The sequence below is a fragment of the Ruminiclostridium cellobioparum subsp. termitidis CT1112 genome (genome assembly GCF_000350485.1).
GTDB classification, from domain to species: domain Bacteria; phylum Bacillota; class Clostridia; order Acetivibrionales; family DSM-1351; genus Ruminiclostridium; species Ruminiclostridium termitidis.
In genome coordinates this window covers 114250-129697 of record NZ_AORV01000015.1, presented here as the reverse complement: position 1 = coordinate 129697, position 15448 = coordinate 114250, and the positions used below count along the sequence as shown (strand labels likewise).

At 40.7% G+C, this 15448-nt stretch carries 12 protein-coding genes; 10 read left to right on the top strand and 2 right to left on the bottom strand.

All coding sequences use genetic code 11. The annotated features are described in order from the left end of the window. Positions 1-21: 21 nt before the first annotated feature. The 6 genes from CTER_RS02805 (at position 22) to CTER_RS26735 (ending at position 6689) form a co-directional block, all read left to right on the top strand. The gene (locus tag CTER_RS02805) at positions 22-852 is read left to right on the top strand and encodes a hypothetical protein (RefSeq protein ID WP_004623549.1); all 831 of its coding nucleotides are present in this window, start codon (positions 22-24) and stop codon (positions 850-852) included. Between the two features lie 133 nt (positions 853-985). Beyond that, a complete protein-coding gene (locus CTER_RS02800; protein ID WP_004623452.1) occupies positions 986-1912 on the top strand; it encodes a radical SAM protein in 927 nt (308 codons plus the stop codon). A 94-nt stretch (positions 1913-2006) separates the two neighbouring features. Continuing rightward, a complete protein-coding gene (locus CTER_RS02795; RefSeq protein ID WP_004623432.1) occupies positions 2007-2534 on the top strand; it encodes a sigma-70 RNA polymerase sigma factor region 4 domain-containing protein in 528 nt (175 codons plus the stop codon). A gap of 124 nt (positions 2535-2658) precedes the next feature. Beyond that, positions 2659-4839 (top strand): glycoside hydrolase family 9 protein, encoded by a 2181-nt coding sequence (locus CTER_RS02790; RefSeq protein ID WP_004623528.1) that lies wholly within the window; start codon positions 2659-2661, stop codon positions 4837-4839. A 242-nt stretch (positions 4840-5081) separates the two neighbouring features. Beyond that, the gene (locus tag CTER_RS02785; RefSeq protein WP_004623529.1) at positions 5082-5786 is read left to right on the top strand and encodes a MarR family winged helix-turn-helix transcriptional regulator; all 705 of its coding nucleotides are present in this window, start codon (positions 5082-5084) and stop codon (positions 5784-5786) included. A 201-nt stretch (positions 5787-5987) separates the two neighbouring features. After that, positions 5988-6689 (top strand): lysoplasmalogenase family protein, encoded by a 702-nt coding sequence (locus CTER_RS26735; protein WP_004623578.1) that lies wholly within the window; start codon positions 5988-5990, stop codon positions 6687-6689. A 99-nt stretch (positions 6690-6788) separates the two neighbouring features. On the opposite strand, the gene CTER_RS02775 is transcribed toward CTER_RS26735, so the two are convergent. Next, positions 6789-7268 (bottom strand): hypothetical protein, encoded by a 480-nt coding sequence (locus tag CTER_RS02775; protein WP_004623586.1) that lies wholly within the window; start codon positions 7266-7268, stop codon positions 6789-6791. A 376-nt stretch (positions 7269-7644) separates the two neighbouring features. On the opposite strand from CTER_RS02775, the gene CTER_RS02770 reads away from it, so the two are divergent. After that, positions 7645-8880, top strand: a complete 1236-nt coding sequence (locus CTER_RS02770) for an SIS domain-containing protein (RefSeq protein ID WP_004623449.1) — start codon at positions 7645-7647, stop codon at positions 8878-8880. 125 nt (positions 8881-9005) lie between these two features. Here the strand turns inward: CTER_RS02770 and CTER_RS02765 are convergent, their stop codons facing one another. Then, on the bottom strand, positions 9006-10607 hold the full coding sequence (locus CTER_RS02765) for a dockerin type I domain-containing protein (RefSeq protein ID WP_004623428.1): 1602 nt from the start codon (positions 10605-10607) through the stop codon (positions 9006-9008). A gap of 366 nt (positions 10608-10973) precedes the next feature. Here CTER_RS02765 and CTER_RS02760 point away from each other — a divergent pair, with 366 nt between their 5' ends. Genes CTER_RS02760 through CTER_RS02750 form a run of 3 tightly spaced genes read left to right on the top strand, consistent with a single transcriptional unit; the run spans position 10974 to position 15400 of the window. Next, positions 10974-11975 carry a substrate-binding domain-containing protein gene (locus CTER_RS02760; RefSeq protein ID WP_004623532.1) on the top strand — a complete coding sequence of 334 codons (1002 nt, stop codon included), beginning with the start codon at positions 10974-10976 and terminating at the stop codon, positions 11973-11975. A gap of 13 nt (positions 11976-11988) precedes the next feature. Further along, positions 11989-13578, top strand: a complete 1590-nt coding sequence (locus CTER_RS02755; protein ID WP_004623491.1) for a response regulator transcription factor — start codon at positions 11989-11991, stop codon at positions 13576-13578. After that, on the top strand, positions 13565-15400 hold the full coding sequence (locus tag CTER_RS02750; RefSeq protein WP_083908904.1) for a sensor histidine kinase: 1836 nt from the start codon (positions 13565-13567) through the stop codon (positions 15398-15400). Before CTER_RS02755 ends, CTER_RS02750 begins: the two co-directional genes overlap by 14 nt. Positions 15401-15448 lie beyond the last annotated feature (48 nt).

Sequence of the window (15448 nt, the reverse complement as noted above, 5' to 3'; positions counted from 1 at the left end):
AGAACCGGAGGGCGGACTTTTATGTTAAAAGAACAGAATACAGTAATTTTAACTTGCATGGATTCCAACTTTGAGGATAATTTAATAAACGATTTCTTGAAAACATTGCGTAAGGTTGCAGGCTATCAGGGTAAAATTGTTATACTGGATTATGGAATGAGTATTGTAACAGTAAACAGTATTGAGAACGAGGATGAGAATGTTGAAATTATTAAATGCAATAAAGACAGGCATATATTTTCAGCAAGGTTTAGGGACATGGCAGGAATAATCGGCGGCTTGTCCAGTGAAATCACCCATGTGATGTCCATAGATGGAGGAGATATTTGGTTTCAGGCACCGATTGATGAGATTTTTGAACTATGTAAGGAAAGAATAGGTTATATTGAAGAATGTTACCTTGGGAATAATTGGTGGAATAAACAGATATTAAACCTGTTAAGGACTGAAGAAATGGAAAAACTGTCTAAAAATTTCCGGGGAACAAGACAAAAAAATGCAGGAATGATTTGTGGGCCGAGAGACATAATGTCAAAAGTTTCAGATGCAATTGGCAAATATGTATTGAACAATGGACGGGATTTCTTTGGACTGGATCAATTGTATTTCAATTATATTATAAATAATATGTCAGAAAATAAAAAAATCGTTTTGCCTGATAAATATAACTATGTTCTGATTGATAACAGCCAAAAGCTCATTATTGAAGATAATCTGATATATAATGAAAAATATGAGTTGATGACTGTTATACACAATGCGGGAGGTGCAAAAGGTAGAATTATTAGCAAAGGCAATAAGAAGGGCTTTGATGAGTCCCCGTATAGAAGGGTAATACAGATATATAAATAAAGTAACCTTTTATTATTATGACATAAATACTGGAGCATCCTAAACGGATTACTCCAATGTGATTAACTTGGAATTTGGAAAGGACTAGTTGAAGTTTATGGAAAATAATACTCATCTGCAGAGGGTTAATTTTATGGTCACCAAAGTATGCAATTTGCATTGCAGGATGTGTGATGTACCTCAATTTAATATTGGGGAAAAGAATTTAACTCTTGATAAAATAAAGGAAATAATCAGAGGAGTTGCCGGGCTTGGAGCTGAAACACTGGAATTATCAGGTGGAGAGCCGATGACACGAAAAGATATATATGATATTATTTCTTATGCAGTTTCGTTGAAATTAAAAGTTTTCATGGCTACTAACGGTGTATTGATTGGCCCTTCCGAAGTAAAAAAACTACTTGAAGCAGGTCTTACCATGATAACATTTTCCCTTGAGGGGCCTGAGGAATTGAATGATCACATTCGTGGCAAGGGAAATTTTAAGAAAACACTCTATGCGATCCAAAGCTTTTTGGAATATAGTTCTGAAATTTTCGGACTTCAGGTTATGGTGGGGATTACACTTTCAAGGTATAACTATAAACTTGTTCGTTCTTTTTCAGAATATTTATTGGAGGATATAGGCGTGTATTCCATCTCCATCAACCCTTTTACTAATACGATGATGACTCAGGAAAGCTTTAAAGCCCGTGGAGAAGAATTTAGTATACCGTTAGAAATGATTTCAGATCTGAAAAGTGAAATGGAGCAACTGGCTCAATTTTCAGAAGTCAGACCTGGTAAATTACCCTTACCCCGGTATTTAAGAAGAATACCCGAATATTTTGCCGGTAAAAAAATAATTCCTGCAGGTGGATGCAGTATACCATTAATTTTTTGCGGGATATCTTCACCGGGATATGTATTTCCCTGCTGGCATAGTCCCGCAATTGGAGATTTAAGACGAGCGACTCTACATGAGATTCTGACTTCAAAGGCTCATGAGGGATTTGCTGAACAGGCTCTAAACGGTAAATGCTCAGGGTGTCTCTCTTCATGTTATTTTGAACTATTCTGAATTTATTCATTGTTCGCATTGCTTCAGGTTGTAAAAAACGGCTTTACATTTCATTATATATGACAACTAGTTAAAGCTGACCTGGAGGTGCCGTATGAAACAGAATATCCCAATGGAAAAAATATTAAGGGAATACAGGGTTAATAAACAAAGAATCAGTTTCCTGGAAAATCAGATAAGGCGTATGACTCCTGAATTAGATAAGGATTATATTGAAAGTAAAATGTTTGCCCGCGGTCATAGTGACAAAACATTAAAACTTGCGATAGTCAAAGGTGAAGAAGTGGCTGTTCTCAACAACGTTGAAGAAACTGCCGACAATTACCGGCTTCATTGTGAAAATGAGTACAGAGAAGCAATAAACTGCTTAAGAAATGAAATATTCAGGCTTCATAATTCTGTTTACATTGTTGAAGACTCTCTTGATGCCCTTGGAGAATCAAACGAAAAGTACAGGACGCTGCTGGAGAAATACTATTTACAGGGGGAGAGTATGGAGGAAATAGCTGAAATTCTTCATTTAAGCCGCAGCAGGTGTTACGAATTATGTAAAAAAGCAGTAGAATACATGGAAATGGTAGTATTCGGAACTAGCTCTATAAATCAGGAAAATGTATTTTAATTTGATGAACAATTGCGTAAATTCCGGTATGTACAAATAAATTACAAAAATGTATAATTAAGTAACAAAGGCGATTTTTATATATAAAATTGTCACTTGATAATTTAATAGGAGGAGAGATTATATGTGTGAAAACAGAGGGCAATCCGGTAAGCTTTTCCGGATAATGGCTGTAATACTTGTGACTTCGTTACTGCTATCCACACTAATTTTTCAGCAGAGGGTTCAGGCAGCGTCTTCGCCAAGAACAGGCGGTTCTTATTACAATTATGGCGAGGCATTGCAGAAATCAATTCTCTTTTACAAGGCCAACCGTCTGGGTGATTTACCGGACAATTACATTTTGCCGTATCGTGCCGATGCAGCTATGACGGATGGAAAAGATGCGGGTCTTGACCTGACCGGAGGCTGGGCTGATGCCGGCGACGGGATTAAATTTACCCATCCCATGTCTTATGCCGCCGGACAGTTGGGCTGGGCCGTATATGAATACAGGGAGGCATTTGAAAAATCCGGACAGCTGGATGATATACTGGATGAGATCAAATGGGCTACGGATTTTTTCATTAAAGCACATCCAAGTCCCGATGTATTGTATTACATGTGCGGATATGAGGAATCCGACCATTCCGTATGGATACCCCACGAACTTCTTGACTACAGAACCAAAAGAACTTCCTTCAAGGTTGATTCTACAACACCGGGTTCGGATGTGGCCGGTCAGACTGCCGCAGCTTTGGCCATTGCATCCATTATATTCGAACCCACTGATCCGCAGTATGCCTCTACCTGCCTGACACATGCCAAACAGCTTTTTAGCTTTGCAGACAAATATAGAGGGAAAAACCCTCTCAAGACCTTGTATCCTTCGGGCAGTTATGTTGATGATCTGGCCTGGGGGGCAATCTGGCTTTATATAAAGACCGGAGATACCAATTATCTTGATAGGGCAAAAGCTGTTTTGCCCGTCACATCACTGGGAGGCCAGCATACCCATTGCTGGGATGATGTCAGCTACGGAGCGGCGTTGAAAATTGCCCAGGTTACCCATGACACAGGTTATGCGGCCATGGTGGAAAAAAATCTGGACTGGTGGATGCCGGGCGGCGGCCTCAAATACACTCCAGGCGGTCTGGCATGGCTTTCACAGTGGGGTTCCCTGCGCTATGCATCTACCGCTGCATTTTTGGCATTTGTCTGGTCTGATGATAAGACAGTAGGTACAGCGTCGAAAAAAGATACATATCATAAATTTGCAGAAAGTCAAATAAATTATGCACTTGGAGATAATCCCCGGGGAGGGAGCTATGTAGTAGGGTTTGGCAAAAATGCACCTGAACACCCGCATCACAGGACGGCTCACGGCTCGTGGACAAGCATGCTCACCGTACCTGCCTTCCACCGTCATATACTCTATGGAGCCCTGGTGGGAGGGCCGACGTCTGACGACAGTTGGAAGGACGACATTTCCGATTATACATTAAATGAAGTTGCCACTGATTACAATGCGGGTTTTGCAGGTGCTCTGGCCAAAATGTATGACATGTACGGCGGAGAACCGCTGGAAAACTGGCCTAAACCTGAAGATTTCCGGGCGAAGGAAGATAATCTCACCGAGTATTTTGTCAGGGGCTGGATAATTTACGAGGGGTATGGGACTTTAAACCTTATGTTCCAGATCAACAACCGCTCAGCGTGGCCTGCTGCAATGAAAGATAAGCTGTCTGCACGCTACTATATGGATCTTACCGAAGTATTTGAGTCGGGACATAAACTGGAGGATGTGGAAATAACACTGGGGCAGAGTCAGGGAGCCAAGCTGTCTGGACTGAAGCAATATAAGGACAATATTTATTATTTCACCGTTGATTTCTCGGGAACACAGATAATGCCTGCCGAATGGGAGTTATGCGAGAAGGATGCCAATGTATCCATAAAGTATAAGGATAACTGCGGTTCCAATGAAAATGACTGGTCCTATAAAAACCTGTATGGACCGCCGGATTATGATGCCGTATCTTTTGCGGGCATGACCCCTTACATACCGGTATATGACAACGGAGTACTCCTGTGGGGTGAAGAGCCTTTCAAACAGGAACCGGGGTTTACTTACGGAGATATAAATTCTGACGGAAGCATTGACACCATAGATTTTGCATTGTTAAAGCAAATATTGATGGGAAGTGCTCCGGGGAATGTCAACATGCAGGCGGCAGACGTGAAAGCCGATGGCGAAGTAAATGCTCTGGATTATGCGGTTTTGAAAAGCTATTTATTGAATATGATTGATAAACTTCCTCAGTAGTAAAAATTAATAGAAATGTTAATAGAAATATTTCTTTAAAATGTTATGGTTTTATCTGGTAGAATAAATTTACATAATTATAACCCCACCCTTGACCGAAAATGAAAAGGGTGGGGTTATTTATTTTCAATAAAAATGCAAGGTACCTTAATAAAATTATTGACAAATAAATAAGGTACCTTTACAATATAAAATAAGGTACCTTAAGAAAATAATTATGACATGAATTGGAGGGATTTTAAGTGGCGGAAAATAATTTTGATTTGATTAGGCAGTTTACACGGGTAGAATGGTTGCTTCACCGCTGCCATCAGCAAAATCATATGCACTTTGGACCGATGGGAGACACACGAAAAGGGCAGGGCAGGGTATTGGCAATACTCAAGCTGCAGCCTGAAATCAGCCAGAAAGAGCTGTCATATCTGCTGGATATGAGGCCTCAATCCCTGGGAGAACTTCTTGCCAAGCTGGAGAGAAACGGATACATCACACGCACACCGTCAGAAACTGACCGCAGAATTCTAAATATAAAGCTCACAGAGGAAGGCACCAGGGCAACCCAGTCAGATGAACAGGAATTCAGCTTTGACAAGCTGTTTGAGTGTTTGAGCGAAGAAGAACAAAAAAATCTCAGTGATTACCTTAGCCGTATCATTGAAACACTTGAAACCGAACTGGGCAGCGAACAAGCCGAACCGGATTTTGATCCGCGTATGCATGGGGAAAATCCGTTTGACCATCATTTCAGGGGACATAACAATAAGGAATGCGGCAGAGGATATTCTGCGGAACAGTATGATCCACGTTTTGAGAGGGGACGGCAGCATGCAGGGAATATTCCTTTTGAACGCCGCCCTGAAGATATGCGATTCGGTCACCGTCGCGGAATGGGAAGAGGAAGTCAGCGGCATACTGAACCGCCTCGCAATGATTTCCGCAAGGAATAAATAAAATTTTGAATGTTGGGTAAGAAAGCAATATAAGAAGGTACTGTAGACAAGCACATTGAACAGTGCCTTTATTTTTTGCACTATTTTTAGCTTGTATTCCAGGATTTATGATTACAAATCCTGCTGATTTATGTTAAAATTTAGAAAAACATGCTTTTGAATTTCAATTGTTTGCTAATTTTTTAAAGGAGGTTTAAAATGTTTTATATTTTAATTGCAATTCAGTTAGTCATTTATTCAATCGGTTTAATTATAAATACATCCAATCCGTCAGGAGGCCTTGCTGTACCGGTAAAAGTGATTTTAAGCCTGTCCTTTGTCCTGGCGGCATTATTAATAAGGCATTTTAACAGGACAAAGGTTTATACAAAATATGTTGCCATCGGGATGTCCCTGTGCTTTATCGGAGATCTTATTAATTCGGATGTCATACCTGGAGTTGGTATTATAGGAAGTATCGTATTCTTTGCCCTTGCACATGTTTCTTTCATCCTCGCTTATGCAAAAACCGTTAAAAAACATGGCTTAACAATTTTTTGCAAATACTCTTACATATTTATGGCGTTGTACTGGGCAATAACCATTTTATTATGGGGGCTTTTAGTATTTCCAAAGGACAAAAGTTTTATGTCTTACGGCGTACTTGCATACGGGCTATGGGTTTCGACAATGGCTGCCTTCTCCTGGTCTCTGGTAAGAATACATAAAAAATACCTGCTGGTGGCAGCCGGAGCATTTATGTTTGTGATTTCAGACCTGTTTCTGGCAGTAACAGGAATCGGCGGAATAACGGTACATTTCAGGGATGCGGTAATATGGGCAACGTATATCCTGGGATTGATGGGAATAATTTATGCAGGACACTTTATAACTGAATCACAGCAAGACAAAAGTATTTGAACAGGGAGCAAGAACGAAATTAATATCGAAACAATTAAGGAACCCACTTTCAGGGTTCCTTAATTGCTTTTTTGTTTAAATTATTCCGGACGATGAGGATTATGACCTGTTTTTATGAGGCCGTGCAAATTTGCCATCCTGCCACATTCCATAGAGATAGATTAATAAATAATGTGTGATTGTCATTACATATATCCAGATTCCTTTGAGGAAATCCTGATTTAGCCATATAAATATTCCTCTTCTATGCAGCCAGGGATGTATCACGCGGATAAAAAGAGTGCTCAGAAGTATTTCAATAACAAAATAGAGCCAAAATCGTCCATAGGTGAATTTGAAAATCCACATTGCAGCTATTGGCAAAACACCGTAGACAAAACTTATCATTTGATCAAGTGGAAAGATATTCACCCGGGTTTCCCACAGTTTTAGGCCAACACCTATATCTATGATAATTGTGTTTGTTACCATAGTGAATAGGGCAACCGGCATCCAGCGCCTGATCTCTTCCTTCTTCATAAAGAAGAGTGACAGCCAGGGCAGAATCAGCATAGACCATACTATTACCTGATTAGTCATAAGCAACCTCCCGTACCAATTTTTCTATACGATATTATGTGTGTATTTCAATATCCTATACCAATCTAAATTTTGAAGACCTATCCATTAACTATGATATAAAGTACGGTGACAGCTTTGAAATATAAAAAAAATTTTTACAGAGACATGACATAGAAATTTAAGCTGCAAAACAAGGGATTTATTAGGTAAATTTACCAATGTTACCGAATTGATAGTGTGTTATTCTGTTGTAAAAATTACCATATATGTAAAAGGATGTTCCTGGTTATTAAATATTTATGAATACGTTCTCAAACTTTAAATCTGTTTTTGGTGAGAGAGGTGATTAATTTGAGGCAAAGTTTTGCTCGAGAGGTGATAGGGGTGATTAAATATGAATATGAACGCGGTATTAGCAGGAAAAACGAAAGAAGGACTAAAATTTTATCCGGATATGAAAACACGGGCCGGTATAATAGAACAATATTTGAAGCAAATACGGAATGCCTTGCGTGAGCTATGTAGCAGCTCAATAGATGAAATAGAGGAATTTTCAAGGGTGCTGGTCCGGGCAAGAGCACGGCATAATGAAATAATGTTTTTTGGCACCGGGCAGGATTACCACATAATAAATCACGCAAATTTTAATTTCCTGAAAACAAACAATTTGAGTGTCATAACCATGGGAATCCCTGAAATAACAGCTTTCAGAAATGAAGGCCCCTGTCCGTACCGGCTGAAGGATATTTTAGAGCGGAGACATTTTGGTAAAAGGGATGTACTGGTAGGGGTGCAGTTTGAAAAAGATGACAGGATACTCCGGAAAGCATTTGAATATAACTATGAAAATGGCGGAATAAACGTATTGATTTCAAATATGAAAAGGATTCCGGAGTATACCGGAATCAATATTTTTATCAACTCGGATAACACACTTGTCGCAAGGGATACAGCTCAAATCGTTCTTCATTTCCTGTCTGCAAATCTGGCATTTAAAACTGATACCGAGTTTAAGGATCAGGGTGCCGAAGCATTATCGGAATATTGCCAGCTGCTTTTAAGATCATTAAAGGGTCGTTATTTTTCCAATAAAAATCTTGCCGGTATTTCAGCAGTAATAGAAAAAAAGCTCAGAGAAGGCAGCCGGATTTTTGCCTTCGGAAATGGAGGAAGTGCTTCCATAGCATCATTTGCTGCCGATGCGCTCAAGGAGCTGGCGAATGATCCGGCTGATGGATATGCCAGAATATTTGATGTGACCTCTTATGTTAAAAATATGACAAAGAGTATAAACAATGGATATATTAATGGATATTTAAAAAGTGATGCTTTTACAAAGATTATCAGAAATCTGGGAGTTAGAAATGGAGATTTGCTGCTTGGCTTCAGTTCCAGCGGGAACTCGGAAAATATTTTACATCCGCTTGTAAGTTTGGACAAGACTGTACGAATAGGGATACTTGGTTTTGAAAATGGAGGGGTTATCGGTTCAAGCAATGCTGCCGATTTAATGGCTGTTGTGCAGGATGCCGGCGGCTTCAGAAGCTATCAGAGGGCTCAAGACGGCCAGAGGATTGCTGTGAGTGCCATAATAAATACACTCTATGATATGGGGAGATTTACTGCCTAATAAAGTTATTTCATTGCATTTTTATGCCACGGAACATTAAAATGGGAATGTCTCAAAATGAGGTATTTTTGAGACATTCCCATTTGCTTGTAAAATATACCGGCATTCTTTTATGGTCTGGTAAACTAATTAACCGGCAGTGTTATAATTTCTCCTAGAAGGTACTTCTTTAATATTGCCAGGTCAAGAGCATCCACACTGCTGTCCCTGTTTACATCGGCCAGCCTGATTCCGTCCTGTGACGGGAAGGTGCTTATCTGGCCTGTCAGATACTGTTTCACAAGAGCAAAGTCAAGGGCGTCGACAACTCTGTCACCGTTGACATCTCCGTAGATTTCCTGGCTTGAACCGGTTGAACCTACAAAAGTGGTTATTGAGTTTGCTGCTATAGTACCGGTAAAACTGGAGCCGCTGACGGCTATTTTTGCACCTTCAGCTAAATTTTGAGTTGCTGAGGTGGTAAACGGTGTTACAGAAGAGGGTGAAAAGCCGTTTAAGGTATATGTAACGGATTGGCCGGCCGAACTGTTATTCATGGCAACTATTGCAAAATTACCGGTAGAGGGATCTTTGTATGCAGTCACATATATACCCGATACCGGATTGGCCGTAGCAGAAATTCTCTGCCAGCCCGGTCTTATAAATCTCGCATATTGTCCGATGGTATAGAGTCTTTTGGCAACCTTATAGGTTTTGGAATTCATATCCATTTGTATGAGGCCTTCTCCGTTATATGTTTTGTAGCATGCACCCCACCAGTAGTTCCATGCATTTCCCTGAGTTACGGTCATAAAATCATGAATTTCCCTGGACCATTTCAAACCATCTGTGATTGTAATATCATTGCCGTTCATGTCAGATATCTCGGTCTGCCAGATTCCTTTCCCCTTTGCCTTTGTAGTAGGAAACGGCACATAAGTTGACCCGTAATTGTGACATCCCACGATATCTGTTCTTTTCACTGCGACAGCATCGTTGAGACTGTCTATTGCAAGGGATTCCGAACATGTCATCTTTTCACCCACAATAACTTTTGCAGTTATGCCTTCCCTGTCAAAGGTAGGTACAAGATAATTGCTCATAAATGTCTTAAACTGGGCTGCCGTCCATGTACATGAAGAATAGGCCGTTTCCAGGTCGGGCTCATTTGATATTCCTATATGTGTAATGTCAATTCCGAATTTTGATTTGTAGTTTTTAATGTGCTCGGCCAAATAGGTGGCATAAGCCTGGTACTTATCGGTTTTGAGTGATCCCCGTGCAACCGAACCGGTGGTTTTCATCCAGGCCGGCGGGCTCCATACGGTATAAAGTATGTTTTTTATACCATAGGTTGACTGGATGGCTTTGATCATGGGTATCTGGTCGTCGTTGGAGGCCGTCCAGTCCCAGGTGGTCTCCGAAGGCTGCATTGTCCTGTTGGGCCCGTCGGTTGCATTTCCCCAGGTTCCGCCGTCACCCAGTATTGAACGGAAGATGGAAAAACCGGCTCCATTGGTGGTTGAGAATAGCAGGTCGTAGATTTCATTTTGTTTGGCTTCACCTAAAAGAGCAATATTATTTGACTGGTGAAAAGCTTCCGATACACCAAAGCCGTCAATGGTCTGGTAAGCTGTATTCCAGTCAACGGTAACCGCTGATGCTGCATACATGTTGGCAGGCAGAGCTATTGACAATAAAAGCATTAATACAATTGCCATACCTGTGAAACGAATAAATTTTTTCATGGTAATACCCTCCTGTTTTAAAATTTGGTTATTAAACATATTGTACCATAAATTACCATAAAATATATAAATATACAAAAAATAAATTAGTTCGTCAGTTTTTGACTATTTTAATTATGTTATAAAAAGTCATCTGGAAATACTTGATACTTTTTGTAAACCGTGATAAGACTATTATTAGTACAAATCAAGAACCGGAAGGGCAAGTATCTTATCAATACAAAAGTATTTAAAACTGACTTTTGTGACTTTTGGTGATTCAACAAAAATGTTTTTTATGATATAAAGTAAATATTATATAATCAGTGGATTATGCTTCCGGTTTCTATAGGCGGTAAAACCATGGGGAAAGAAGAGGAACTGTAAATGTGGAAAAAAATTTTTCTGATTTTCTTCATTATCTTTATACCGGCAGTATCTTCCTCAGGCTGCAGCAGCTTCAATAAGGATAAGCCTTCCGGCAACAAAAATATTGTGATAGCGGTCAGTGTTATCGGGGAGACTCATGACTGGCCTGTTGGTGTATCCTGGTACGCCGAGGAGGAAGTAAAGGATATAGCGGCAGAAAACGGCTGGAGCTATGAATTTAAGGTGGCTGCCGACGCCAATGAACAATCCGGTCAAATCATCAATTTAATTAATAAAAAAGTCAGTTGTATCATAATGCTGCCAATGGACGGCGCATCACTGAAAACTGCGGCCATGGCTGTGCAGGACGCAGGAATACCACTGGTTATTTTCGACAGGGAAATCCCGGATTTTGCTCCATCTGCCACAGTCAAAGGGGATAATGCAGGGATAGGGATACAGACCGCAGATATTTTTAACGGCATGTTTCCAGATGGCACAAAGGTACTGGAAGTCATGGGCGACACGTCAACGGTTCCCCAGCAGCGGACAGACGGCTACGATGAGACCATCCACGACAATTTTACAAAGGAACAGGTTGGCTATACCGGATGGCGGCGGGATGACTCCAGAAAATTGTTTGAAGACTGGGTAGATAAGCACAGCCAGGCGGAAATTGACCGGGTGGGAGCCATTTTCACCCATGATGACGAAATCGCACTGGGTATACTGGATGCGCTGGATTCCTACAAAGCGGATAAAAATTTTCCAAAGACCTTCGACAGGCTAAAGGCTATTGCAGGTTCGGCAGGCTCTCAGGAAATGTATAGAAGGATTAAAAGCGAGGAGAAGTATACAATCTTCTCCCTGACATATTCTCCGAAAATGGTCAAAAAAGCTATCCGGGTAGGAGAGAGCATCATAAAGGGGGAGGAATATGAAGAGATGACAATTATTCCTACCGAAGAAGTGACAAAACGTAATGTTGATAAATATATAGATGTCAATTCACCATACTAAGGATGATTAAATAATGTATAAATTAATTGTTGTCGATGATGAAAAAGCCATCAGGCAGGGTATATGCAATTATATTGATTGGGGAGGCCTCGGCTTTGAGGTTACCGCTTCCTTTGAGGACGGGAAAGAAACCATAGAATATATTGAAAGCCATGATGTGGATGTTGTTTTAACAGATATCGAAATGGCCCAGGTATCCGGGCTGGAGCTTGCAAAATACATACATGACAGGCAGCTGCCTCCCAAGGCCGTGATCATAAGCGGGTATAAAGAATTCGAATATGCACGTAAGGCTGTGGAGTACGGTGTGGAGCACTATTTGTTAAAACCCATAAAAATGGAAGAGGTAACAGAGGTATTTACAAAAATAAGGAAAGACCTGGATAAGAAAAAAGAGAACGGGCACAGGCTGATAACAGAGCAAAGGAATTTCGAAGAGCTGCTTCCCGAACTCAGAGAACAGTTCTGGATAAGTTTGCTGGTGGGGGGACCGCGCGCAAAAGAAAAACTTATAAAACGGAAGAACCTGCTTAAACTGGATATGGATGTGGAGCTGCCATGCGGTATTCTGGATATCAAACCGGCCGGTGAGGATGAAGAGCTTCTGCCATATAACCGGAGTGAAAATTATCATAATCTGATCAATAATATATTCGGGGGCATAAGCGATGAAATTCAATGTTATCCAACCTTCCTTTCGGCAGATATTCTTAAAATTATTGTCACTACCTGCCGGAACGAGACGGCCGACATGTTCGGTAAAAGGCTGAAACTCCAGATTGACGAGAAATGCCAGTCGGCATACTCTCTGTTGAAGTTGAAATTTGATATTAAGATTGAAAAAATATTCAAAAATCTCGTGGAAATGACGGAATACAATTGCAGACTATCCTCCCGGGCGGAATTGGAACAAAGTCCGGATACCGGATTGCTGTCGGAAGATTATGAACAATTGATACAAAAGTATAAATTGCTTATGGGCATCATAAACGATGGTGATTTTGAAGAACTGGACAATATGATTGATAATATCTTCCTGGAATTTCGAAATCTTCCCATAGATCAGGTGAAACAGATATCCATTGATATGTTCTCCATGCTTTCAGGCAAATTTGTCAAGATGGGAATTGATTTCTGGAAGGATATGAATAAAACCGTCAGTTACCAGCAGATCATGGAAGCAGAAAACCTAAGAGAACTTAAAATAAAGTGCCAAAACATGCTCAGAGCCACCATTGATATAGTAAGGAGCAAACAGAATGCCGGTTCCAGAAGCATTGTGGAACAATCGCTGCTATATATAAAAAACCATATAGGAGAGGATTTATCGCTGGAGGGCATTGCCGACAGATTCTTCCTCAACCAGACATACTTCAGCAGACTTTTTAAGCAGTATACCGGAACCACCTTTACCGATTATCTCATAGAACAGAGAATGGAAAAGGCGAAGGAGCTGCTTTCGCTTGGGAGGTTCAAGGTGTATGAAGTGAGTCAGATGATCGGCTACAGAAGTGAAAAATACTTCTTCCGCATTTTTAAGCAGTACGCCGGTTGTTCGCCTGCAGAATACTTTAGAGGCAGGAGTTTGAATGATGAAAGATAAGCATAACAACAAACTGTCCGGCAATCCCAAAAACATGATTTTAAAGTACATACAGGACTACCGTTTCAACAGCATTTTTGTAAAAAGCTTTGCGATTATACTGGTCCTGCTGGTTTTTACATTTACTGTGATCATGCTGGCAGTATCCAACAAAATGAACGGTATCATCACCAGGGAGGTTGGCAGCATGAGTGTCAATTCCCTCGGAAAAACAAGGGACCGCGTGGATGTGGTCATGGAAGAAGCCGTTCAGATCTCGGGACAGCTGTCCCTGGATGATGATATAAAAAAGTTTCTGCTGCCCGATACAAAGGAGCTTTTCGGCAGGGACCAGACTGCAAAGGTCAAAGCCAAGATCGAAATGTACTCGGGAGTATTCAATTATATCGATACAATATATGTATATTCCAACAAGAGCAGATACATCGTATCCAATGAAGGAGGAGGCAAACTCAGCGAGTTTGATGACATTACCTGGCTGGACAACCTGACCGAGCGCGAATATGAGCCTGCCAGAATGATAAGCAGGGTAAAACGCAACTCCTATCCGTACCTTATTTCTTATATACAGCCTCTCCGCCTGACTCAGATGCAGTTTCTGGGCGGAATAATTGTAAACATTGATATCAGCAAGATGAAAGAGCTGATAGTATCGAATATAAAGGATTCGAGGGAAACATTAACCATTGTCGACAACCGGAATAATATACTGTTCAGTTCCAATGAGAAGCATATAATGAAGAAAATCGACAAGGTGGATTATTACAAGGACATTAAATTTCAGGACATTGACGGTTATCAGATAATTCATGACGGGGATCAGGAATTACTGGTGACGGTGGCATCCTCCAACGAATTCAATTGGAAATATATATCCACAGTGCCGTTAAATGCATATGACGAATACAACAAAAGCACCAGGGGCTTCTATTTTAAGCTGTTTCTGGCCTGTATTTTAATTTCTATAGTGGCATCGTTCATCATTGCACTGTATTGTTATACTCCGGTAAAAAATATTCTGAATTTGTTGAAGCACCCGGACATATACGAAGAGAGCTATTCTGTGGATATAGGACTCAGAAAGGATGAAACCCACGAAATAGCACTTAACATTGTAAGAAATCTATATTCCAACAAACAGATGCAGGCAGAGATGAAAAGCTATACAAACATCATAGACAAGGCTCAGCTGACTGCACTGCAGGCCCAGATAAGCCCCCATTTCCTTTATAATACCCTGGAAAATATACGGTGGAGGGCAGTGGAAATCTGCAGGGGGGATAATGAGGTATCACAGATAATACTAAACCTGTCCGAAATGCTCAGAATAAGTCTGGAGAGCGATCAGCAGCTGGTCAGTATAGAGGAGGAAATCAAAAATACAAAACTCTATATCAAAATACTTCAGCTCAGGTACGAGGACAAGCTTCAGGTGCTCTGGGAAGTGGATGAGAAAGCGGCCGGTTACCAGATTGTCAAGGTAAGCCTGCAGCCCATTATTGAAAATGCGGTTTATCATGGAATCAAGCCTTTGAGAAAACTCGGAGTTATAACCATCAGCGTTGACAAGCTTGAAGACAAAATAGTCATACGTGTAAAAGACAACGGCATTGGTATGAGCAGGGAAGAAGTTGAACGGCTCAACAGGGATATGAGTGAAAAATATATTCTCCAGGAAGACCATATCGGGATACGCAATGTCAATCAAAGGATCAAATTGCTTATGGGAGACGAGGCAGGACTTGAAATAGAGAGTGAAGAAAACATCGGTACAACGGTAACCCTGATCCTGCCTCTGCCCAAAACAACGGATAACCTGTGAATAAATTTCATTGCAGTTTTGTGGCCGCTAAGCGGCTCAAAGCCATAA